At 66.3% G+C, this 24656-nt stretch carries 13 protein-coding genes; 10 read left to right on the top strand and 3 right to left on the bottom strand.

The window, feature by feature from the left end:
- Positions 1-163 precede the first annotated feature (163 nt).
- Positions 164-358, top strand: a complete 195-nt coding sequence (locus OU994_RS04050) for a YqaE/Pmp3 family membrane protein (protein WP_281609717.1) — start codon at positions 164-166, stop codon at positions 356-358.
- A gap of 444 nt (positions 359-802) precedes the next feature.
- Positions 803-7270: a calcium-binding protein gene (locus tag OU994_RS04055; RefSeq protein WP_281609718.1), complete on the top strand. Its 6468-nt coding sequence runs from the start codon at positions 803-805 to the stop codon at positions 7268-7270.
- 122 nt (positions 7271-7392) lie between these two features.
- Here OU994_RS04055 and OU994_RS04060 read toward each other — a convergent pair whose 3' ends face one another.
- Positions 7393-9114 (bottom strand): methyl-accepting chemotaxis protein, encoded by a 1722-nt coding sequence (locus OU994_RS04060; RefSeq protein WP_281609719.1) that lies wholly within the window; start codon positions 9112-9114, stop codon positions 7393-7395.
- Between the two features lie 251 nt (positions 9115-9365).
- Here OU994_RS04060 and OU994_RS04065 point away from each other — a divergent pair, with 251 nt between their 5' ends.
- From OU994_RS04065 to OU994_RS04085, 5 genes are all read left to right on the top strand, one after another.
- On the top strand, positions 9366-13964 hold the full coding sequence (locus OU994_RS04065) for a calcium-binding protein (protein ID WP_281609720.1): 4599 nt from the start codon (positions 9366-9368) through the stop codon (positions 13962-13964).
- Positions 13965-14060: 96 nt separating this feature from the next.
- Positions 14061-15281 (top strand): helix-turn-helix domain-containing protein, encoded by a 1221-nt coding sequence (locus tag OU994_RS04070; RefSeq protein WP_281609721.1) that lies wholly within the window; start codon positions 14061-14063, stop codon positions 15279-15281.
- A 49-nt stretch (positions 15282-15330) separates the two neighbouring features.
- Positions 15331-16014, top strand: a complete 684-nt coding sequence (locus OU994_RS04075) for a hypothetical protein (protein ID WP_281609722.1) — start codon at positions 15331-15333, stop codon at positions 16012-16014.
- A 323-nt stretch (positions 16015-16337) separates the two neighbouring features.
- A complete protein-coding gene (locus tag OU994_RS04080) occupies positions 16338-16901 on the top strand; it encodes a calcium-binding protein (RefSeq protein WP_281609723.1) in 564 nt (187 codons plus the stop codon).
- On the top strand, positions 16831-18765 hold the full coding sequence (locus OU994_RS04085) for a calcium-binding protein (RefSeq protein ID WP_281609724.1): 1935 nt from the start codon (positions 16831-16833) through the stop codon (positions 18763-18765). The genes OU994_RS04080 and OU994_RS04085 overlap by 71 nt, the downstream gene beginning before the upstream one ends.
- Positions 18766-18813: 48 nt before the next feature.
- On the opposite strand, the gene OU994_RS04090 is transcribed toward OU994_RS04085, so the two are convergent.
- Together OU994_RS04090 and OU994_RS04095 are read right to left on the bottom strand one after the other, a co-directional pair.
- Positions 18814-20037: a glycosyltransferase gene (locus OU994_RS04090; protein WP_281609725.1), complete on the bottom strand. Its 1224-nt coding sequence runs from the start codon at positions 20035-20037 to the stop codon at positions 18814-18816.
- Positions 20038-20595, bottom strand: coding sequence for a nuclear transport factor 2 family protein (locus tag OU994_RS04095; RefSeq protein ID WP_281609726.1), 558 nt, complete (start codon positions 20593-20595; stop codon positions 20038-20040).
- 182 nt (positions 20596-20777) lie between these two features.
- Between OU994_RS04095 and OU994_RS04100 the strand changes: the two genes are divergently transcribed.
- The 3 genes from OU994_RS04100 to OU994_RS04110 all read left to right on the top strand — a co-directional run bounded on the left by OU994_RS04100 (position 20778) and on the right by OU994_RS04110 (position 24655).
- Positions 20778-22538, top strand: coding sequence for an NYN domain-containing protein (locus tag OU994_RS04100; RefSeq protein WP_281609727.1), 1761 nt, complete (start codon positions 20778-20780; stop codon positions 22536-22538).
- Positions 22539-22677: 139 nt separating this feature from the next.
- A complete protein-coding gene (locus tag OU994_RS04105) occupies positions 22678-23529 on the top strand; it encodes an MOSC domain-containing protein (protein ID WP_281609728.1) in 852 nt (283 codons plus the stop codon).
- Positions 23530-23539: 10 nt separating this feature from the next.
- The gene (locus OU994_RS04110; RefSeq protein WP_281609729.1) at positions 23540-24655 is read left to right on the top strand and encodes a diguanylate cyclase; all 1116 of its coding nucleotides are present in this window, start codon (positions 23540-23542) and stop codon (positions 24653-24655) included.
- The last annotated feature ends 1 nt before the right edge of the window (position 24656 follow it).

The raw sequence follows: 24656 nt of genomic DNA on the forward strand, positions 1-24656 counted from the left end.
GGGATGCCGGCTGCGGTAGCATGAGTGATGCAACCATCGATGCACGGGCAGGCTCCAACCATGCGCCGCTCGTGCATCGATGCGAACGCCGCATGCGCGCGCTCCAGCGGAAAATGATTTCCGGCGCCGCGCCGAACCGGAACCATACTGAAAAGGAAAACTGATGCGTCTCCTGATTGCCCTCATCCTGCCGTGGCTGACGTTCTTCACCATCGGGCGTCCGATCGCCGGCGTGATCTGCCTGATCCTGCAAATCACCCTGATCGGCTGGCTCCCGGCAACCATCTGTGCCGTGTATGCGCTCAGCCAGTACAAGACCGACCAGAAGATCGAAAACGCCCTTCGCCAGCGCAACTGACCGGCCCATGACACGGGGGATGGGCAGGAAACACTGCCCCGCGAGGTGATGCCGCAGGCACGCCGGTCAGAACGCTTCCAACTCATCCGCCTTTCCGGTCGCCGGCACGACTGGCCTCACTACCAGCTTCACTACTGGCTTCGCGTCGTTACGGCCGGTGCCATCCCCCACGCATAGACGGCGTCACCCGTACCGCAATCTTGCGCCAGCTTGGTTGCCTGGCAGCAGGGCACTGCGCGCCCCGGACGCCATGTCCTTTGCTTGCCTCCAGGCCTCCTACGGTGCGCCGTAGCCGCTCCAGTACGCACTCTAAATTGGCAGGAAATAACGCCTGCTCGACCGTAACAATTCGATAGTTTTCAGATAGTCAACACATGTTACCATCTGTAATTTTTCGGAATCCTGCGTCAATGCGGGAGACCATTACCTGACCGTCTCTCCACCATGAACGCAACGACTAGTGCACCACAGAACGATACCCTGAATGGAACGAGAGGGAATGACTCCCTCAACGGTGCCGAAGGCGACGACCATCTAAGGGCCACGATCGACGGCAGTACGGACGTGTTCGATGGCGGCGCGGGAAACGATCGCCTGGAGCTGGTCGCAGAGTCGTTCATGGATAAACAGGCATATCACGCGACGCTGTCAGGGGGCGACGGCAACGACAGTATCGTTGTGAACGGGTCGTATGGTTCCTATGGCGCGTTTGGGTGGGACGTCACGCTGAATCTGGACGGTGGTGCCGGGGATGATGAATTCACCATCGATGCGTGGCCAGCCAGGCCCGGGGCCTTTGCCACCGGCGGTACGGGAACGGACACTTATGTATTCGGCCACGCCTTGGTGCACCCAAATGTGGTGATCACCGATTTCGTCGCTGGCGACGGTGGCGATGTAATCGACCTGGGCCAGGTCATCGATACTGCGCTGAGCCTGGATCGTTTTGATGGCAGGAACCCGTTCGCGGAAGGCAGTCTGTTCAAGGTCAGCCAGTCGGGCGCGGACACCGTGATCAAGATCATCGACGGTTTAGCGATACACCAGAGTGGCGAGCCTTACTCGCCGTTCGTCACGCTGCGCAATGTCGACATGAAGTTGCTGACGCCGGCGAACTTCACGGGTGGCCTCCGGCCGGATGGCAGCCCAATGCCGGGACTGGCACTGATGGCGCCTGAGGGCGGCGGTACGCTGGACGGCGGTTACCTGGACGATACGCTGACCGGTGGCACCGGAAACGATCTGGTGTACGGCGAGCAGGCCGACGACCTGATCGACGGACGTGGTGGCAACGACGTGCTGCATGGTGGTAGCGGCAACGATACGCTGCTCGGCGGTGCGGGGAATGACGCGCTTTACGGCGGTGTGGACTGCGACAGCCTCGACGGCGGCGCCGGCGACGACATTCTCACCTTTGGCGACGAGGGGAGGTATGGCAATAACAATAAGGGAAGCACGCTTCTGGGCGGCGACGGCAACGATACGTTCCAGGCTGCGCAATTCATGTGGGGCATGGGCACGTCGTTGATGACTGGCGGCAATGGCAGGGACTCATATTTGCTGGGCGGTGGCCAGCGTAGTGAAGGCCACTTGACCGTCACCGATTTCGCCACTGGTCCGGGTGGCGATGTGATCGTGCTGGACGCGTACGTCCAGAACACGAGGTATGACGGCGGCAATCCCTTCGATACCAGCACCCGCTACCTGAGCTGGCAGCAGGAGGGCAGCGATCTCAAGTTGTTGTACGACATCGACGGCCTGGAGAACTCGTTGAGCGAGCGCCCGCGCGTCGTACTGACCTTGCGTGATACGCGCCTCGAAGACGTCACGCAGGACAATCTGGTGTACAAGGACACGTCGATCTCCCCGCTGGGCGGTGCGGTACCCGGGATAGCCATGGATGTCACCGACAAGTACGGTCTCTACACACCGTTCGACGATACCTTGCGTGGCGATGCCCAGTACCAGCAACTGATAGGCGGCGGGGGCAACGATGTAATCCACGGCGGCAGCGAGATCGGCCAGGGCCCCCGCAATGGCGACCTGATCATGGGAGGAAGCGGCAACGATACCCTGTTCGGCGAGGGCGGTAACGACACCGTCTCCGGTGGCAAGGGCGACGACAGCATCGACGGCGGCACCGGCGACGATGTGCTGGAAGCCGACGGCGGCAACGACATTCTGCTCGGCGGCACCGGTGACGATACGTTCCGGGTGATTGTGAACGATTACAGACGCGTATCGGTCGACGGTGGCACCGGCAGCGATGTACTGCAACTGCGCAGGAACATCGAGGACTTCAGTTACGTTCATGTCGCCGGCAACGAGTTCACGATCGACGATCGCGACGACCAAGTCATCCAGGTCGCCGCGGTCGAAGTATTCGACTTCGCCAACGTTCAGGGCCTGGGCTGGCTACAGCTCCGCGCAAGGATGGTATCGCTGGGTGACGACAGCGTGGTGGGGGGTGACGGCGACGACACCCTGGACGGTCTGTCAGGCAATGACACGATTGCTGGTGGCAAGGGTAATGACGAGTATGTCTTGGACGCGGCCGGCGACACGGCCGTGGAAGCAGTTGACGGTGGCTACGACACCGTGAAGACGGGGCTCGGCCAGGCCAGTCTTGACGCGAACGTGGAAAGGCTGGTCTATACCGGTAGCGGCAGCTTTCACGGTGTCGGCAATGCCTCCGCCAACTTGATCAATGGTTCCTATAGCGGCAACAACACGCTTGATGGCGGAGCAGGCGCGGACACGCTGGTTGGCGGCCGCGGGCGCAATGAGTTCGTCGTCGATAAGGAAGAGGATGTGATCGAGCTGACCTCCAACGAATACAGCATGGTGAAGGTGGCATTCACCGCCGCCGGCACCTACGCGTTGGCGGATTATCTGCATGATGGTGTGATAACCGCGGCATCCAGCGTGAACGTCAACCTGGTGGGCAATTGGCAAGCCAACGTTTTGACGGGCAGCGCCGGCAGCAATCTGCTCGATAGCGGCGCAGGCGCAGATACGCTCGACGGCGGTGCGGGCGCCGACACGCTGCATGGTGGCGATGGCGGCGACACTTATATCGTCAGCGACGGCCTGGACAAGATTGTCGAGGAAGACTACGCGGGCAGCGACACCGCGCTAGTGTCGATCGCCAGCTACACGCTGCCAGTTTCGGTGGAGATCGGCTGGTTCACAGGGGCCGGCGCCGTGGCACTGACCGGCAACGCGTGGGATAACTTGTTGGTCGGCGGCGGCAGCGACGATACGCTGTCCGGCGGCAGCACGGGCAATGATACGCTCGACGGCGGGAACGGCAACGACTCGCTGGTGGGGGGCGCGCAAAGCATGAGTTCCCTCCTGATCGGCGGCAGTGGCAACGATACGTTGCTTGGCGGAGCGGGTAACGATTTCCTGGCAGCCGGTGACGGTGTGAACATGGCCGATGGCGGTGCCGGCTGGGACTCGCTCGAACTGGACGGCGGTTTGGAAGACTATGTCTTTTCCCGCCTTGCTGGTGGTAATGCGCTCGCCACCAGGGTTGCCAGCGGCGATACCGTCACGATGCGCAATATCGAATTCGTGCGCTTTAGCGAAGGTGTGGGCAGGTTTCTGGCAGACCTGCTGGCAGGCCAGCCCAGCGACGGCGACGACACGCTCAACGGTACCGACGCCAACGATACGCTCGACGGGTTAGCGGGGCGGGACCGCATGGCTGGCGGCAAGGGGAACGACACGTACATGGTCGACCACCTGGCCGATGTGATCGTCGAAGCCGCAGGGGCAGGCAATGACACGGCCATCGTCGATATAGCCGCGGGAGTGTACGTGCTGGCCGAACATGTGGAGCATGGCACACTGGCCGGTATCGCGGCCGCCAGCCTGGCGGGCAATGCCGGGGGCAATCGCCTGGTCGGCAATGGCGCCGCCAATGCGCTGTCCGGCGCCGCCGGCAACGACACCCTGGATGGCGGCGCCGGTGCCGACCTGATGACAGGCGGCGCAGGCGATGACATGTACTACGTGGATGTCGCCGGCGACCGGGTTGCCGAGCGGCTCAACGAAGGCACGGACACCGTCATCACCGCGCTGGCGGATTACGCACTTGCGGCCAATGTGGAGAACCTGACGTACACGGGCGCTGCCCCCTTTGCCACCACCGGCAATGCGCTCGATAACGTGATCGCGGCCGGCAGTGGCAACGGCACGGTCGACGGCGCCGGCGGCACGGACACCTATGTGGCGACAGGCGCCTTCGCCGACTACACCGTCCAGCGCGCGAATGCTACCGACGTGGTGCTCGCCAGGGGCAGCCAAAAGATCACGCTGAAGAACATCGAACAGGTAAAGTTTGCGGACGGCGTGAGGACCATGGCCGAGATCTTCCTGAACGTGGCGTCGGCGGCCGATGATACGCTGGCCGGCACGGAAGGCGACGACAGCCTCGACGGCCTGGCCGGCGCCGACCGGATGAGCGGCGGCAGGGGCAGCGATCTCTACGTCGTCGACAATGCCGGCGACGTGATCGTCGAAGATTTCGCCGCAGGCCACGATATCGTCCAGCTTGCACTGGCGAAGGGCACGTTTGCGCTGTCCGCGAATGTCGAGGATGCAATCGTCACGTCCACCGGCACGGTCGGCATCACCGGCAACGGCCTGGCCAACTTCCTGACAGGTAACGCCGCTGCCAACACCCTGCGCGGGGATGCCGGCAACGACACACTGGACGGCGGCAAAGGAAGTGACAAGCTGGCCGGTGGCAGCGGCGACGATCTGTACTACGTCGATGCCGCCGGCGACAAGGTCACCGAGCTGGCAGGCGAAGGCATCGACACCGTCAATACCACGCTGGCGAAATACGCGCTCGAGGCCAATGTCGAGAACCTGGTCTACGCGGGCACCGCTGCCTTTGCCGGTACCGGCAATGTGCTGGCGAACGCCATGTCGGGCGGACTGGGCAACGACTCGATCGACGGCGCCGGCGGCATCGACACGTACGTGGCCGCGGGCGCCTTCGCCGACTACACCCGCCAGCGCCCGAACGCGGCCGAAATGGTGCTGGTCAAGGGCAGCCAGAAGATCACGCTGAAGAACATCGAGCAGGTGAAATTCACCGACGGCGTGAAGACGCTGGCCGAGCTGGCCCTGAACGTGGCATCGCTGGGCAACGACACCTTGACCGGCACGGACGGCAACGATGTCCTCGACGGCCTGGCCGGTGCCGACCGGCTGGGCGGCGGCAAGGGGAACGATACCTATGTGGTCGACAACCTGGCCGACGTGATCGTCGAAAACGCGGCGGAGGGCCAGGACCTGGTCAAGGTGGCGCTGGCGCAGGGAACGTATGCGCTGGCGACGAACGTCGAAGACGCCACGGTCACGTCCACCGGCGCGGTCGGCCTCACCGGCAATGGCCTGGCCAACTTCCTGACCGGTAACGCCGCCGCCAATACGCTGGCCGGCGGCGCCGGCAACGATACGCTCGATGGCGGCAAGGGCAGCGATGTGCTCGCCGGCGGCGTTGGCGACGACACGTATTACGTGGACATCGCCGGCGACAAGGTCACCGAGCTGGCCAGCGAAGGCACCGATACCATCGTTACCTCGCTGGCCAGGTACGTCCTGGCGGCCAACCTGGAAAACGTGGTCTACACCGGCACCGCGGCCTTTACGGGTACCGGCAATGCGCTGGACAACGAACTCGCCATCGGCAATACCACTGGCGCCAGCGTGATCGATGGCGGCGCCGGCGCCGACACCTTCGTGGCGGCGGGCGCGTTCGCGGACTACGCGCGCCAGCGCCCGAACGCCACCGAGCTGGTGCTGGTCAAGGGTGCCCAGAAGATCACGCTGAAGAATGTCGAGCAGGTGCGCTTTGCCGATGGCGTGAAGACGCTGGCCGAGCTGTATGTGAACGTCGCCTCGGTGGCCAGCGACACGCTGGCCGGCGCCGATGGCGACGACCAGATGAACGGCCTGGCCGGCGCCGACCAGCTGGCGGGCGGCAAGGGCAATGACCTCTACACGGTCGACAACGCCGGGGACACCGTCATCGAACTGGCGGACGAAGGCATCGATACCGTCAACATCGCCATCGCGGCGAAGATGACGTACGTGCTGGCCGGGCACGTCGAGCATGCGGCGATCACCTCCACCGTGGCGATCAATGTCACCGGCAATGCCGCGGACAACACGCTGACCGGGAACGCCGCGGCCAATGCGCTGGTCGGTGGCGAGGGCGACGACACCCTCATCGGCGGCAGGGGCAACGACACGCTGACCGGCGGCGCGGGAGACGATGTTTACAGCGTCGACGCGGCTGGCGACGTGGTCGTGGAAGCTGCGGACGGCGGTTACGATATCGTCGAGGCGACCGTCACGAAGGTGACGCTGGCGGACAACGTCGAAGAACTGCGCTTTACGGGCAAGGCGGCCTTCACCGGCATCGGCAATGCGCTGGATAACGTCATCGGCGGTGGCGCGGGCAGCGACAAGCTGACCGGCGGGCTGGGTGCCGACACGTTCGTGATCAACACCGGCAACGACACGATTACCGATTTCACCAGCGGTGTCGACACGCTGGCGATCAACCGCCCGATCGGCACCGGCACGTTCGATGCGGTCACGCTGGGCGGGCCGGGTGGCTTCTCATCCGGCACGGAACTGGTGGTTTTATCGACGGCAGTGGCGAGCCTGACGGTGGCCAACGCGGCCAAGGCGATCGGCAGCGCGGCGCAAGCCTACGGGAAAGGCGATACGACGCTGTTCGCGCTGCATGACGCGAAGTCGACCGCGCTGTACCTGTTTACCAGCAGGGACGACAACGCCGTCGTCAGCGCGAACGAACTGGTGCAGATTGCCACGCTGACCGGCGTGCAGGCGTTCACGCCGGACGATATCAGCTTCCTGGTGTCCTGAGTCCTTTGTTCGCCGGCACCGCCGGCGCGGCCGCAACCACGTCGCTGGATATCCCGTTCACCTGAACGGGCACCGCGCCGGCGCCGGCGGTAGCGCCGGCGCAGCGCGGCCGGAACGCTTCCTCAGAACTCTTCCCACTCATCCGCCTTGCCGGTCGCCGGTACCGCCGGCTTCACGGCCGGCTTCACCGCTGCCGTGGCCGGCGCCTTTACCGCACGGGTAGCCGATGCCGGCCGCACGGCACCCTTGCGGGCAGATGCCAGCGCCGGAGCAGCGGTGGCAATCGCCGCCGCCCGCGCGTCGAGCTTGAACAGCCCCACCACTTGCGCCAGTTTGGCGGCCTGGTCCTGCATCGAACCCGCCGCGGCAGCCGATTGCTCGACCAGGGCCGCGTTCTGCTGGGTGGCTTCGTCCATCAGGCCGATCGACTGGTTCACCTGCCCGATGCCGACGGCCTGTTCCTTGGTGGCGTGGGTGATCTCGCCCATGATGTCGGCGACCCGGCGGATCGATTCCACCACCTGTTCCATCGTGGCGCCGGCCTGGTCGACCAGCTTCGCGCCGGCGTCCACCTTCTGCACCGAATCGCCGATCAGGCCCTTGATTTCCTTGGCCGCCGCGGCCGAGCGCTGGGCCAGCGTGCGCACTTCCGATGCCACGACCGCGAAGCCGCGGCCCTGTTCGCCGGCGCGGGCCGCTTCCACGGCGGCGTTCAGCGCCAGGATATTGGTCTGGAAGGCGATGCCGTCGATGACGCCGATGATGTCGACGATCTTGCGCGAGGATTCGTTAATCGAGCCCATCGTGGTGATGACCTGGCCGACCACTGCGCCGCCTTCGGTGGCCACGGTCGATGCCGTGATCGCCAGCTGGTTGGCCTGGCTGGCGTTGTCGGCATTCTGGCGCACGGTACCGGTGATCTGCTCCATCGAGGCGGCGGTTTCCTGCAGCGAGGCGGCCTGCTGTTCGGTGCGGCTCGACAGGTCCAGGTTGCCAGCGGCGATTTCGCCCGAGGCGCCGGCGATGGTTTCGGTCCCGCCGCGCACTTCGGTGACGATCTTCACCAGGCTGTCGTTCATGTGGCGCAGCGCGCGCAGCAGGGCGCCGGTTTCATCGTTCGTGGTGGCGTCGATGCTGCGGGTCAGGTCGCCGCTGGCCACCGTTTCGGCCAGTTCGACCGCTTCCTGGATCGGGCGCACGATGCCGCGGGTGAGCACCCACGAGCACAGCGCGCCGAGCGTCACGGCCGCCGCGGCCAGGATGGCGAGCATGCGCGCGCTGTCCGCGATATCAGCTTCGATGTCCCTGGCGGTGGCGTCGATGCGGCCCTGCTGCATCTTGACCAGCTTGCCCAGCGTACTTTCATAGATGTCGGCCGCCGGCATGTACTCTTCGTTGAGGATGCGCGCCGATTCTTCCGGATTGCCATCGGTGCGCGCCTTGATGGCCTTGTCCTTGGCCTGGGTATAGGCCTTGCGCAATTCGCCGATGCGCTTGAACAGCGCACGCTCTTCCTCGCTTTCCAGCAGCGGTTCGATTTCCTTGATCAGGGCGGTCGAGCGGCCGGATGTCTTGGCGCCGTCGGCCTTGAAGAACTCCGCCAGGCTCGGGTCGTTGCTCTTGACGATGGCGGCCGTGCGGCGCACCGCGGCGAAGGTCTGGGTATGCCATTCGCTCATCAGGCGTTCCTTGACCAGTGGCGCCGCCATCATCGCGCTGGTGTCGCTGCCGATCGTGTTCAGGCGCCAGATGGCGGCCACCGCGATCACGACGGTGAGCCCGAGCACCAGCGTAAACACCACGCCGAGGCGCGCTCCGATTTTCATGTTGGCGAAAGCTTTCATCCCGTTTCCTCTTCACTGCTGAATTCAAAATGCGATTGTAGCGTTCTGAATAGTAATTATTTATGTTTTGCGGAAACTACGTATCCTGGAATGCGACAGTTGGTTACGTGGATGGGTCGGCAGCCGGTTGGTTTTTTGAGCGTAACAATTGGATAGTTTTCAACTGGTTAACACATGTTACCATTTGTAATTTTAACGATTTGCGTCCGGCGTTGACTCGCCGCAACCATTCCAACCGATCGCCCCCACACATGACCTCATTCATTGGCACCCCACAAAACGAAACCCGGAACGGCACCGACGGCAATGATTCCCTGAGTGGCGGAGGAGGCAATGGCTTCCTGATGGCCATGATCGGCCCTGGCACGGATGTGCTGGAAGGCAGCGCGGGGGACGACAAGCTCATCGGGACGACCGGCAACGACACGCTGGACGGCCTGGCCGGCAACGATACGATGACCGGCCTGCGGGGCGATGACGTGTATGTGGTGGATGCGGCCGGCGACGTGGTCGTGGAAGCCGGCAACGGCGGCAGGGACACGGTGCGCACGGCGCTGGCCCAGGCCAGCCTGGCGGCGAACGTGGAGGAATTGACGTACACCGGCAGCGGCGATTTCCATGGGATCGGTAACTCCATTGCCAATCTGATCACAGGTTCGGCGTCGGGCGACAACACGCTCGATGGCGGGGCCGGTGCGGACACGCTGGTCGGCGGCAGCGGGCGCAACGAGTTCACCGTCGATTCGGCCAGGGATGTGATCGAGCTGGACGCCAACGAGTACAGCATGGTGAAGGTGGCGTTCAGCGCAGCCGGCACCTACACCCTGCAAGAGAATGTGAACGATGGCGTGATCACCGCTTCATCGACCGTGAAGGTCAACCTGGCCGGCAACGCGCTGGACAACGTGTTGACGGGGAGTGCCGGCAGCAACCTGCTCGACGGCGGCAGCGGCGACGATACGCTCGATGGCGGTGCCGGCGCCGATACCCTGCAGGGCGGCAACGGCGACGACACGTATATCGTCAGCGACAACCTGGACAAGATCACCGAAGGCGAATCGACGGGTGCCAGCGATACCGCGCTGGTGTCGGTGGCCAGCTATTTCCTGCCCGCCTGGGTGGAAGTGGGCCGCTACACCGGTACCGGCGCCGTGGCGCTGACCGGCAACACCACGAACAACTCCCTGGTCGGCGGTGCCGGCGACGATACGCTGAACGGCGGCAATGGCGGCATGGACACGCTCGAAGGCGGCATCGGCAACGACCTGCTGGTGGCGGGCGCCGGCGATTCGGTCCTGGTGGGCGGCGCCGGCAACGATTCGCTGCGCGGCGGCGCGGGCGACGACGTGCTGGTCGGCGGCGATGGCGCGAACACGGCCGACGGCGGCGCCGGCGCCGACACGGTGCAACTGGAGGGCGAGCTGGCCGATTACACGTTCACCCGGCAGCCGGGGTCTAGCGCGCTGGTGACGCGGATCGGCACCAGCGAGACCGTCACGATGCGCAATATCGAGACGGTGTACTTTACCGGGACGGACGAGGAAGTGCTGGTGGCGGACCTGCTAGCCGGCCAGCCCGGCGAAGGCAATGACACGATCACCGGCAGCGACGCGAACGACACGCTCGACGGCTTGCAGGGCCAGGACCAGATGGCCGGCGGCAAGGGCGACGACACGTACAAGGTCGATCACCTGGGCGACACGATCGTGGAAGCGGCGGCCGAAGGCATCGACACGGCCATCGTGAACATCGCATCGGGCGTGTACGGCCTGGCCGCCGAGGTGGAACATGGCACGCTGGCCGGCAATGCGGCCGCCGGCCTGGCGGGCAATGCCGGCGCCAACCGGCTGACCGGCAATGGCGCGGCCAACACGCTGTCCGGCGCGGAAGGCAACGACACCCTGGACGGCGGGGCGGGTGCCGACCAGATGACGGGCGGCGCGGGCGATGACATCTTCTTCGTCGACGAAGCGCGCGACGTGGTGATCGAGGCGGCTGGCCAGGGCATCGACACGGTCAGCACGTCGCTGGCGAAATACACGCTGGCGGCGAACGTGGAAAACCTCGTCTACACCGGTACCGCGGTGTTTACCGCCGCAGGCAATGAGCTCGACAACATGATCTCGGGCGGAACCAACAGCGAAACGATCTTCGGCGCGGCCGGCAGCGACACCTACGTGGCAATTGGCGCGGCGGCCGACTACGTGCGCCAGCGTCCGAACTCGATCGACCTGACCCTGATCAAGGGCACGCAGCGGATCACGCTGAAGGGCATGGAGCAAGTGAAGTTCACCGACGGCGTGAAGACGATGGCCGAGCTGTTCGTCAACGTGGCGTCGATCGGCAACGACACGCTGACCGGCACCAGCGGCAACGACACCATCGACGGCATGGCGGGCATCGACGAGATGAGCGGCGGCCAGGGCAACGATACCTACGTGGTGGACCAGGCCGGCGACAAGGTCATCGAGGCTGCCGCCGAGGGCCGCGATACCGTCCAGGTGGCGATGGAGAAGGGCACCTATGCGCTGGGCGCCAACGTGGAAGACGCGAAAATCACCTCCACCGGGCTCGTCAACCTCACCGGCAACGCCCTGGCCAACCTCCTGACCGGTAACGACGCCGTCAACACGCTGGTTGGCGGAGCGGGCGACGACACCCTGGTGGGCGGCATGGGCAATGACGTGCTCACCGGCGGCGCCGGCAACGACACGTATCACGTGGATGCCGCGGGCGACAAGATCACCGAACTGGTGAACGAAGGCACCGACACCGTCATCACCACGCTGGGGACGTACACGCTGGCGGCCGATGTCGAGAACCTGACGTACAGCGGCGCCGCCGCCTTTTCCGCCAACGGCAACGCGCTCGACAACGTGATCACGGGCGGCAAGGGCAACGATACGGTCAACGGTGCCGGCGGCACGGATACCTATGTGGTCACCGGTAACTACGCCAGCTATGTCCGTTCGCGGCCGAATGCCGGCGACGTGGTGCTGACCAAGGGCAGCCAGAAGATCACGCTGAGGAACTTCGAGAAGGTGCAGTTCGCCGATGGCGTGAAGACCATGGCCGAGCTGTTCCTGAACATCGTGTCGGCGGGTAACGACACGCTGGTCGGCACCGATGGCAACGACACGCTAGACGGCAAGGGCGGCGCGGACCTGCTCACCGGCGGCAAGGGCGACGACCTGTACGTCGTGGACAGCGGCGGCGACACCATCGTCGAGCTTGCGAACGAGGGCCGCGACACGGTGCATGTGTCCCTGCTGGGCGGCACCTACCTGCTGGGGGCGAATGTCGAGGATGCGAAGGTCGTGTCCGGCAACACGCTTGGCCTCGCCGGTAACGCCCTCGCCAACCTCCTGACCGGCAACGCCGCCGCCAACACGCTGACCGGCAACGCCGGCAACGACACGCTGGACGGCGGCCGGGGCGCCGACAGCCTGCTGGGCGGCGTCGGCGACGACACGTATCACGTGGACGTGGCGGGCGACAAGGTCATCGAACTGGCAGGCGAAGGCCGCGACACGATCGTCACCTCGCTGGCGAAATTCACGCTGGCTACCCATTTCGAGAACCTGGTGTACAACGGCACCGCGCTGTTTTCCGGTACCGGCAACGCGCTGGACAACGAAATGGCAATCGGCGGCAGCAGCGGCACGCTCGATGGCGGGGAGGGCACCGACACCTTCGTGGCGGCAGGCGCCTTTGCCGACTATGCGCGCCAGCGCCCGAACGCCACCGAGCTGGTGCTGGTCAAGGGCAACCAGAAGATCACGCTGAAGAACATCGAGCAGGCGCGCTTCACCGACGGGGTGAAGACCCTGGCCGAGCTGAACCAGAACGTGGCGTCGCCGGCCAACGACACGCTGGCCGGCACGGATGGCAACGATGCGCTGGACGGCCTGGCCGGCGCCGACCGGCTCGTGGGCGGCAAGGGCAACGACGTGTACACGGTCGACAACGCCGGCGACACCGTCATCGAACTGGCCGACGAAGGCGTCGATACCGTCAACATCGCCATCGCGGCGAAGATGACGTACATGCTTGCCGAGCACGTCGAGAACGCGACGATCACGTCCACGACGGCGATCAATGTGACGGGCAATGCGGCGAACAACACGCTGACCGGCAACGCCACGGCCAACATCCTGGCTGGCGGCGGCGGCAACGACACCCTCATCGGCGGCAAGGGTAACGACACGCTGGCTGGCGGCGACGGCGACGACATCTACAGTGTCGACGCCACCGGCGACGTGCTGACGGAAACTGCAAGCGGCGGCCGCGATATCGTGCAGGCCACGGCCTCGAAGTACACGCTGGCGGCCAATGTCGAGGACCTGTTCTATGTTGGCACCAGCCTGTTCACCGGCATCGGCAATGCGCTGGATAACGTCATGGAAGGCGGTGCGTTCAACGACAAGCTGACCGGCGGGCAGGGTGCCGACACGTTCGTCATCGGTGCCGGCAACGACACCGTCACCGATTTCACGAGCGGCGTCGATACGCTGGCAATCAACCGCGGGATCGGTGAAGGCAAGTTCAACTCCGAGACCATGGATGCGCCGGGCGGCTTCGCCTCCAGCACGGAACTGGTGTTCTTCACGAAGACGGTGAGCAGCCTGACTTTGGCCAATGTCGCCAAGGCGATCGGCAGCGCGACCAGCGCCTACGGCACTGGCGACACCGCGCTGTTCGCGGTGCATGATGCGGCCGGCACCGCCCTGTTCCTGTTCACCAGCAAGAACGACGATGCCATCGTCAGCGGGAATGAGCTGGTGCAGATCGCCTCGCTGACGGGCGTGCAGACCTTCGCGGCGGACGATATCAGCCTGCCCACCCTGTAAGCAGCGCGGCCTGGCCGCATAATCGAAGGGCGGTCCGGGCAACCGGGCCGCCCTTTGTTTTTCGGGAATTGCCGGCCGCTGGTGTAGCCTGTCGCCATGGATTCCCTGATCTCCGCCGCGGCGCGCGCGCTGGCCGCCGGCGACCCGCTGGCGGCATTGAACCGGATCGCACTGCGCGGCGACCCGCCAGCACTCGCGCTGCGCGGCATTGCCATGGCCCAGATGGGCGAGCACCCGCGCGCCCGAGAACTGCTGCGCAGCGCGGCGCGCGGGTTTGGCGCCCACGAAGCGGTGGCGCGCGCCCGCTGCCTGGTGGCGGAAGCGGAAGTGGCGCTGGCCATGCGCGACATCGGCGGGTCGCCACGGCCGCTGGCGCTGGCCGCCGCCACCCTGGAAGCGCATGGCGACCATGCCAACGCGTCGCAGGCACGGCTGGTGGAGGCACGCCGCCTGCTGTTGCTGGGGCGCCTGGCCGAGGCGGGAGAGGCGCTGGCGCGGCTCGATACGCGCGGCTTGCCGCCGGTGCTGGCGGCCATCGCCGCATTGAGCGCGGCCGAACTGGCGCTGCGTGCGCTGCGCATCCCCGCCGCGCGCGACGCCCTGCGGGAAGCGCACTTGGCGGCCTCCTATGCCGGCATACCGGTCTTGCTGGCCGAGGTGGAGGAAGCATGCCGGGCACTCGACCGTCCCGCCGCCCGCCGCGTCGCCGCCGGCAGTGCGCAAGTGCTGCGGCTCGGCGAAGTGGCGGACTTGCTGGCGTCGGATACGCTGGTGATCGATGCCTGCCGCCGCGGCATCGGCGCTGGCGGCACGTGGCTGCCGCTGGCGCGCCGGCCGATATTGTTCGCACTGGCGCGGACGCTTGCCGAAGCCTGGCCCGGCGATGCCAGCCGTGAGGCGTTGATCGCGCGCGCCTTCCGCATGCGGCACGCCGACGAGACCCACCGGGCACGCCTGCGGGTCGAGATCGGCCGGCTGCGCGCGCTGGCTTCGCCGCTGGCGGATATCGCCGCCACCGCGCAGGGCTTCGCGTTGCAGCCTCGCGCGGCGCGCGGCGTGGCCCTGCTGGAGCCGCCCATCGATGGCGACGGCGCTGCGCTGGTGGCACTGCTGGCCGATGGCGTGCCCTGGTCCACCTCCGCGCTGGCGCTGGCGCTGGATGCCAGCCAGCGCAGCGTCCAGCGCGCGCTGGCCGGGCTCGAAGCCGGCGGGCAGGTACGCGCGGTGGGCGGTGGCCGGTCACGCCGCTGGCTGGCACCGCCGCTGACGGCATTCACGACGATCTTGTTACTCCCCGCCGGGCTGCCGATTCGCTAGAGTGGTTCCACGGCGCCCGGCGCGGCGCTCTTTCCTCAAGGAGTCATCCATGAACGACATCCCCAGCAAACAGCACGTGGAGGCCGGCAGCCAGGCCGCCGAAATCGTCCGCGAGTACGGCCCGTTCGCCGGCGCGACCACGATCCATGGCGTAACGCACGATGGCACGCAGGTGTGGGCCGCCACCGGCGCCAGCCTGCTGGCCTTCGATCCCGAAAGTGGCGCGGTGACACGCTCGCTCGACCGCACGGGCGACGCCGGCACGGCCTTCGACGGCACATACCTGTACCAGATCGCCGGCACGCGGATCGACAAGATCGATCCCGCCAGCGGCGCGGTCGTGGCGTCGATCCCGGCGCCCGGCAGCGGCAGCGATTCGGGAATGGCCTGGGCGGACGGCAGCCTGTGGGTAGGCCAGTACCGTGACCGCAAGATCCACCAGGTCGATCCCGACAGCGGTGCGATCCGCCGCACCATCGAGAGCAGCCGCTTCGTCACCGGTGTGACGTGGGTCGACGGCGAGCTGTGGCATGGCACCTGGGAAGGCGAGGCCAGCGACATCCGCCGTATCGACCCGCACAGCGGGGCCGTGCTGGAACGGCTCGACATGCCGCCCGGTACCGGCGTGAGCGGCCTCGAATCCGATGGCGGCGACCTGTTCTACTGCGGCGGCGGGGCGAGCGGCAAGGTGCGCGCCGTGCGGCGGCCGATGGCGAAGGGGGCGGGCACCTAGCCTTTATCGCCACGCGGAATGGCTCCGCGAATGCCGGCATTGCCGATGGCGTCCGCGCCGCTGGTGTCGGACACATTCATGTGTCGGACACCGGTTTTCGCCAGCATGCCGGAATTGTTCACACAAAAAACCGGTGTCCGACACCATGAACCCGGTGTCCGGCACCAGATCGCCGCCATCGACTGCATCGCACTTGCCGACGTCACCCAGCCCGCCACACAAAATGGTTCAGTTCGACAGCTTGTTCCAGGCCATCACCCGCCGCAAGCCTCTCTGTACGCTCTCCATTCCCCAAACGCGGCATCACTGGAAGGAGTGCGGACATGGCAATACTGAACGACATCGCAAGTGGCACGGGCGGCCTGGCGCGGATCACCGGCACCGTGCGCGACGACGTACTGGCTGGCACCAACGGCAATGACACGCTGGATGGCCTGGAAGGCGACGACACGATGCGGGGCGGGCTGGGCGACGACGAGTACCACGCCGATGCCGCGGGCGATGCGATCGAGGAGATCGCCGGCGGCGGCATCGACAGGGTACATGCCACATCGGGCCGCTACAAATTGCCGGCCAACGTGGAGGCACTGCGGCATGAAGGTGGCGGATCGTTCACCGGCATCGGCAACGCGCTGGACAACTCCCTCGCCAGCGGCGGTGGCGACGACCGGCTGGAAGGCGGGGGTGGCGACGACCACCTGTCGGCCGGCGCCGGCGACGACACGATGATGGGCGGCGCGGGCAACGACGCCATCGTCGCGGGCTCCGGCAACGACGTGTTCGACGGCGGCACGGGTATCGACACGGTGCATGCGAATGGCGGCGCGGGAAAGCTACACGATCCGCCGGGCCGGCAGCGACGGCCTGGTATTCACCTGGCGAAATGACGGCGGCGGTGGCGGCAGCCAGACGCTCCTGGTGCAGAACGTGGAGTATTTCGGCATGGCCGGCAAGGTCCATTCGCTGGCCGAGCTGCTGGCCGGACTGCCGCCGGACGGCAGCGACAGCATTGCCGGCACCGCGGGCAGCGACTGGATCGATGGCTTCGATGGCATCGACACGCTGGCCGGTGGCGCGGGCAACGATACCTACCTGGTGCGCAACGCCAGCACCGCGGTGGTCGAACTGGCCGGTGGCGGCATCGACACCGCGCTGGTCGCCTATGCGGGCAAGGCCTGGCAACTGGCCGGTTTCGTCGAGAACGGCGTCGCCGTCGAGGGCAAGCTCGCCGTGTCCATCGACGGCAACGCGCTGGCCAACGCACTGACCGGCAACGCCGGCGCCAATGTACTGGCGGGCGGCGCCGGTAACGACACGCTCGATGGCGGCAAGGGCAGCGATGTGCTGGCCGGCGGCAGCGGCGATGACATCTATTACGTGGACGCGGCCGGCGACATGGTCACGGAGCAGGCGGGCGATGGCACGGACACCGTGGTCACGACGCTGGCGAAGATCACGCTGGCGGCGAATGTCGAGAACGCGGCTTGCGCGGGTACCTCGTCGTTCACGGCCACCGGCAATGCCCTCGACAACGTGATCACCGGTGGGGCGGCCGACAACAGGGCCGATGGCGGTGCCGGTACCGATACGTTCGTGGTGAGCGGTGCCTTCGCCGACTACACCAGCGAGCGCCCCAACGCGGCCGATGTGGTGCTGGAAAACGGCGCGCAGACGATCACGCTGAAAAACTTCGAACAGGTGCGGTTCAGCGATGGCGTGAAGACGATGGCCGAGATCTTCTTCAACGTGGCCTCGAACGCCAACGACACGCTGGTCGGCACCAATGGCAACGATACGATGGATGGCCTGGCCGGCGCGGACCAGACCCGGGGCCTGAAGGGCAACGATACCTACCACGTCGACCATGCCGGCGACACCGTCGTCGAACTGGCCGGCGAGGGCTACGACATCGTCAATGTCGCGATCAAGGCCAAGGTCACCTGGACCCTGGGGGCGCATGTCGAAGACGCCACGATCACCTCGACCTCGGCCGTGAGCATTGCCGGCAACGCCGCGAACAACCGGCTGACCGGCAACGGCGCCGCGAACGTGCTGGCGGGCGGCGACGGCAACGATATCCTGGTGGGCGGCAAGGGCAGCGACACGCTCGACGGCGGCGCCGGCGACGATTTCTACATCGTGGACACGGCCAGGGACCAGGTCGTGGAGGGGGCGAACGGCGGCTACGACATCGTCGAGACCACGGCCTCGAAACATGTGCTGTCGGCCAATGTCGAGCAACTGCGCTTCACCGGTACGGGCGCTTCCACCGGCGTCGGCAATGAGCTGGACAACATCATCATCGGCGGCGCCGGCAACGACAAGCTCACCGGTGGCGCCGGCAGGGATACGTTCGTGATCGGCCTCGGCCACGATGCGATCGCCGACTTCGCCAGCGGCGGCGACCGGCTGTCGATCGACTGCGTGGTCGGCAACGGCGATACCGTGGTCGATGGCGCCGCCAGGGTTGCCGGGCCGGGCGGCTTCTCGGCCGAAGCCGAGCTGGTGATCTTCACCCACAACGCCACGAGCCTGACGGCGGCCGGCGCGGCCAAGGCCATCGGCAGCGCGGGCGGGGCGTACGCGGCCGGCGACACGGCCCTGTTCACGCTGCACAGCGGCAGCACCACCGCCGTGTACCTGTTCACCAGCAGTGGCGCCGATGCGCTGGTCAGCGCGGGAGAGCTGGAGCAGATTGCCACGCTGACCGGCGTGAGCACGGCCAGCGCGGGGGACTTCCTGTTCGCCTGACGGTGAAGTTCAAAGCTCGAAGGTCGACGCTTGATGCCTGACGCCGGCTCAACCCAGCACGAAGCGTTTCTGCGCCGGCAGGCAATGCCGGTGCAGGTCGTAGCCATCGACGATGGCTTGCCGCGCCGCGGTGCGCAGGTGGACCAGGCTGCCGCGCTGTTCCAGCGCGCCGGCGATGGTCGCCGCCAGCGCCTCGTGGTCGAAGAAATCCGTCAACAGGCCATTGCGGCCGTGCTGGATCACTTCTTCCAGCGGCGCGGTGCGCGAGCCGACGATCAGGCAGCCGGTGCTCATCGCTTCCATCAGCGACCAGGACAGCACGAACGGGTAGGTGAGATAGGTGTACACGGCCGATACCTGCATCAGCTGCGTCAGCAGCGCGTGCGGCACGCGGCCGACGAAGTGCACGCGGCTCATGTCCAGGCGCGGCATCACCTCGTCGCGGAAGATGCCCTTCCACGTCTTGCCCTGCGGCGCGGCGGCACCGTAGCTGACGCCGTCGCCGCCGACGATGATCACCCGTGCATTGGGCCGCAGCCGCTGCAGCAAGGGCAGCGCGCGCATGAAGATATGGTAGCCGCGGTAGGGTTCCAGCTGGCGCGAGACGAACGTCACCACCTCGTCGCCCGGCCGCAGCGTCACGCCGGCGCCACTCAGCGATACCGTGGCCCGCGCATCGGGGCGGAAGCGGTCGGTATCGATGCCGTCATGGATCACGCTGATGCGGTCGCGGAACCAGGCGGGATGGCGGTCGGCCTGGAACACCGTCGGCGACAGGCCGGCATCGGCCACCGACATGGCATGCAGCAGGTGGGTGTTGCGCAGCCGCAGCCGCTGCAGGCTGGCCAGCTCGGGCGGAGCCGAAAACTCCGGGTCGAAATGCGAATCGCCGCCTTCGGCACCGTAATAGTATTCGGTATAGATCAGCAGGCGGGCGCGCGGGAAGACGTCCTTCACGTACAGGGCTTCGCCCCACCCCGGGTGGGCGAACACGATATCCGGCGTGAAGCCTTGCTTCTTGAGGCTGTGCAGCGCCGCGGCGGCCGATTCGCCGCGCAGCACCTTGCTGTACAGGTCCTTCAGCTGCGGCGCCTGCTGCCGCGCTTCCGCCGGCACGCGCGCCTGGTGCACGAAATACCGCACGCCGGGCAGCCGGTCGGCCTGCTCGGCCATGCCCAGCGCCAGCACTTCGTGGCCTTCGGCGGCCAGCGCGGGCGCCAGGTGGCGGAACTGGCCGGGGAAATTCTGGTGAATGAAGAGGATGCGCGCCACTTACTTTGCCTTCTTGTCCTTGTCGGTGTCTTTACCCATGTCCTTGTCCATGCCCTTGCTGCCTTTTCCTTCAAACTCGGCGATCGCCTTGCTGAAGCCGCCGACCAGCGCGTTCGGCACCGCCAGGGACAGCTGGTAGTGCTCGATCAGGAAGCCGCCGCCGGTATTGCGCAGCACGCCGCTGGCCTGGCACGTGCCCATCTGCGTGTTCAGCTGCTCGTCGAACCACACATAGCGGCGGTCGGACGAAAAATACACATTACGCTTTTGCGCCGTGAACGCCCACGCCTTCCTGGCCTCGAAGTGCGGCCGGGCCCAGGCCTTGAACTGGTCGCGCGTCCAGACTTCGCTCTTGTCGGTGCCGATGTACACACCGTTCGGGGCGATCTTGTCGAAGTAGGCCGGCCGTGCGTGGGCGGCATCGTCGTGCCAGCCGTCGACGAAGGCATTGACCTGCCGCGTGAACTCCGCGGCATCCGGCAGCTGCGCGTGCGCGGGTGCGGCGAACAGCACGACGGTGGCTGCAGCGGCGGCGAAAGTGGTGGCCAGGGACCTCATCGACTCCTCCTGTCGGGCGAAACCGGGAGGATACCTCAGCAGCGCGGCGCCTGCCATTTCGCTTGCCATTTCCGTAACACGCCGCGATACGGCCCCGCCATGGCCGCGCCGTCTTGTAAGCGGCGCGGCCGGGCGCGGTGCTGCCTGTATAATCGGCGGCTTCACTGCTACCCAAGAGAGTCATGGCTTCATCCAACGATAATGTCAGCATGGCGCTGTTCTGCGACTTCGAGAACGTCGCACTCGGCGTGCGCGACGCGAACTACGAGAAATTCGATATCAAGCCCGTGCTGGAACGCCTGCTGCTCAAGGGTAGCATCGTGGTCAAGAAGGCTTACTGCGACTGGGATCGCTACAAGGGCTTCAAGGGCCCGATGCACGAAGCGAACTTCGAGCTGATCGAGATCCCCCACGTGCGCATCTCCGGCAAGAACTCGGCCGATATCCGCATGGTCGTCGACGCGCTGGACCTGTGCTACACGAAGGCCCACGTCAATACCTTCGTCATCATTTCCGGCGATTCCGACTTTTCGCCGCTGGTCTCCAAGCTGCGCGAGAACAACAAGAAGGTCATCGGCGTGGGGGTCAAGGATTCCACCTCCGACCTGCTGGTGGCCAACTGCGACGAATTCATCTTCTACGACGACCTGGTGCGCGAGAGCCGCCGCCAGCGCCGCGACGTGCGCGACCAGCAGCAGCCGAAGCGCTCGCCGGAAGAAGAAAAGAAGAAGCGCGAAGAATCGGAGCGCCGCCGTGTCGAGGCCCTGGACATCGCCTACGAAACCTTCGATGCCCTGATCGCCGAGCGTGGCGACAGCGGCAAGATCTGGGCCTCGGTGCTGAAGGAAGCGATCAAGCGCCGCAAGCCCGATTTCAACGAGGCTTACTACGGCTTCCGCACCTTCGGCAACCTGCTGGAAGAGATGAAGGCGCGCGGCCTGCTCGAATTCGGCCGCGACGAGAAATCCGGCGCGTATGTCTATCGCAGCAGCCTGGCGCCGACGCCGGTGCAGGCGGCCGACGCTGGCGATGCCGAAACGGCGAGCGAAGCGGTGGTGGTGACGCCGGAAGCGGCTGAGGCGCAGGACAAGCGCGAAGGCCGGCGTGGCCGCGGCAACCGTGGCGGCCGCAATCGCCGCGGCGGTGCGCCGGAAGTCGCGGAAGCCCCGGCACATGCCAGCCCGTGGGGCGCGCAGGGCGACGCGCAGCTGGAAGCGCGCGGCGAGCTGGCGGATGATGCTGCCGGTGAGGACTCGCGCGAGTACGCCAGCGAGGACAATCAGGACGACAACCTGGACGCCGGTGAGGCGGTCAATGAGCTGGCCGAAGACCTTGGCGAGGAAATCGACGACGGCGCCGACCTGGATACGGAAGAAGTGGCGGTAGCGCTTGAAACGGCCGCCGCCGATTACGCGAGCGAACTGGCATCGGCCGAGCAGGCGCTGGAAGAAATGGCCCGCGAGGTCCGGGAAACGCGCCGCGCGCGCGCCGCCGCGCAAGTGACGACCGCCGAACAGGCGGCCCGCGCGCTTGCCGCGCTTCATGCGGAATCCGAGGGGGAAAGCGGGGCCGAAACCGGGGCCGAAACTGCGGCGGTGCCGGAAGCGCAGGCCGAGGCCGAAGCACCGGCCGAGGAGCCAGCGGAGGCCGCGCCGGCCAAGCGTACCCGCACCAGTGCGCGCAAGCAGGCTGCCGCGAAGAAGACCACCAGGGGCGGCAAGGCCAAGGCCGGCGCCGAGCCCGCACCTGCGCCTCAGGCAGAGCCGGAGCCGGAGCCGATCCCCGCACCGGAACCTGTCGCGGAAGAAGGCGCCGCGCCGCTGGAGCCGGCCGAACCCGCGCCTGACGAAGCACCGCCGCCTGCCAAGAAGCCGCGCACGCCTTCGCGCAGCAGGCTGCCGCGCAAGCCGAAGAGCAAGCCCGAGGAAGGTTCCGAAGGCTGATCGGGAGTGACGGAGCACCGGCGCCCGCCGGTGTTCCGCCTCGGCGTCCAGCCGGTGCTTCATTGCCTTGTCTACGGCAATTTACTGCCGGTCGCTTTGCTGCCATACTGCGCGTCAGAAGAACTCATGGCGGCTGTCGATGGCGATCCTGTCTGAAATCACCCTGTATCCGATCAAGTCCTGCGGCGGCATCGCGCTGCGCACGGCAACGCTGACGCGCGCGGGCCTGATGTCCGAGCAGATCTACGACCGCGAATGGATGGTCGTGGATGCCGCCGGCATGTGCCTGACCCAGCGCGAGCATCCGAAGCTGGCGCTGGTCGCGCCGCGCCCCAAGCTCGATACGCTGGAATTGCGCGCGCCCGGCATGCTGCGCCTGGAAATCCCGCTCGGCCTGCCCGATCCCGATACCGCCCCCACGCTGTCCGTGCAGGTATGGGACGACACGCTGCAAGCCTACGACTGCGACGCGCTGACGGCCGCCTGGTTCAGCAACTACCTGGGCGTGCCATGCCGGCTGGTGCGCTTCCATCCGGACGCGCTGCGCGTGGCCAACCCGAAATGGACGGGCGGCGTGGAAGCGCCCACGCTGTTCTCCGACGGCTACCCGGTACTCGTCATCGGCGCCGAATCGCTGCGCGACCTGAATGGCCGGCTGGAAGGCGCAGGCCGCGCGCCGTTGCCGATGAACCGCTTCCGCCCGAACCTCGTCATCGACGGCATCGGTCCCTACGAGGAAGACTATGTCGACACGTTCCGTGCCGGCGGCGCGGTGCTGAAACCCGTCAAGCCTTGCCCGCGCTGCCCGATCCCGTCGATCGACCAGGCCACCGGCGAGATCGGCCCCGATCCGCTGGACATCCTGCAAGGCTACCGCGCCAAGCCGGAAGTCGATGGCGGCATCTGCTTCGGCATGAACAACATCCTGCTCGAGGGCGACGGCGAAGCCGTGCGCGTGGGCCAGGAAGTGGACGTGGAACTGGCCTTCTGAGCCGCCGCCGATGAGCGATTCCAACGAAGACCTGGCCGCGGAAAACCGCGCGCTGCGCGCCCGCATGGCCTGGATGCTGGAGCAGGCCGAGCGCAACCACGACATCATGATGCGGCACCAGGCGTTCGACCTGGAAATCGTCGGCGCCACCAGCTTCCCCGAGCTGATCGGCAGCATCTTCAGCACGCTCCCCGTGATCTCGGAACTGGACAGCGTGACGCTGTCGCTGGTCGACGAGGGCGACGATATCCGTACCGTGATGGAACGGCTGGGCGTCGACTTCGCCGCGTTCCCGGACCTGCTGTTCGCCGCAGGCATCGGCCAGCTCGATCTCGGCAGTGAACCGAAGCCGCTGCTCGGTGCCTACGATGCACGGCGCGATGCGCGGCGCTTCCCGCACGCCGCGCCGCCATTGCAGAGCGTGGCCATCGTGCCGCTGCTGCGCAACCGTCGCGTGATCGGCACCCTGAACCTGGGCAGCCGCGATCCCACCCGCTTCACGCCCAGCCTGGGCACCGACTTCGTCGAGCACATGGCATCGATCATCGCGATCTGCCTGGAAAACGTGATCAGCAACGAAATGCTGAAGTACATCGGGCTGACCGATTCGCTGACGGGCGTGTACAACCGCCGCTACCTGGACCGGCGCCTGCTGGAGGAAATCGCGCGGGCGCGGCGCCAGCGCTACGACCTGTCGTTCATGTACATCGACATCGACCATTTCAAGCGCATCAACGATACGCTGGGCCACCAGGGCGGCGACGAGGTGCTGCGCGAAGTGGCCGGCCGCATCAAGCGCGAACTGCGCCTGTCGGACGCATTGGCCCGCTTCGGCGGCGAGGAATTCGTCGTGCTGCTGATCGATGCGGACCTGGACAGCGCCGCCTTCGTGGCCGAGCGCATCCGCGCCGGCATCTCGGCGGCGATGATCGACCTGGATGGCGGCGTGAAGGTGTCCGTCACCGGCTCGATCGGCGTGGCTTGCCTGGAGAGTACCGACGAGACGGGCGCCACGGGTGTCGCCGCCGATGTGGTGGCGCGGGAACTGATCGCCCATGCCGACGAGGCGCTGTACCAGGCCAAGGCGGGCGGACGCAATCGCGTGATCCGCTATGCAGGCCACTGAA

This window comes from Pseudoduganella sp. SL102 (assembly GCF_027856995.1).
GTDB lineage: Bacteria > Pseudomonadota > Gammaproteobacteria > Burkholderiales > Burkholderiaceae_D > Rugamonas > Rugamonas albidiflava.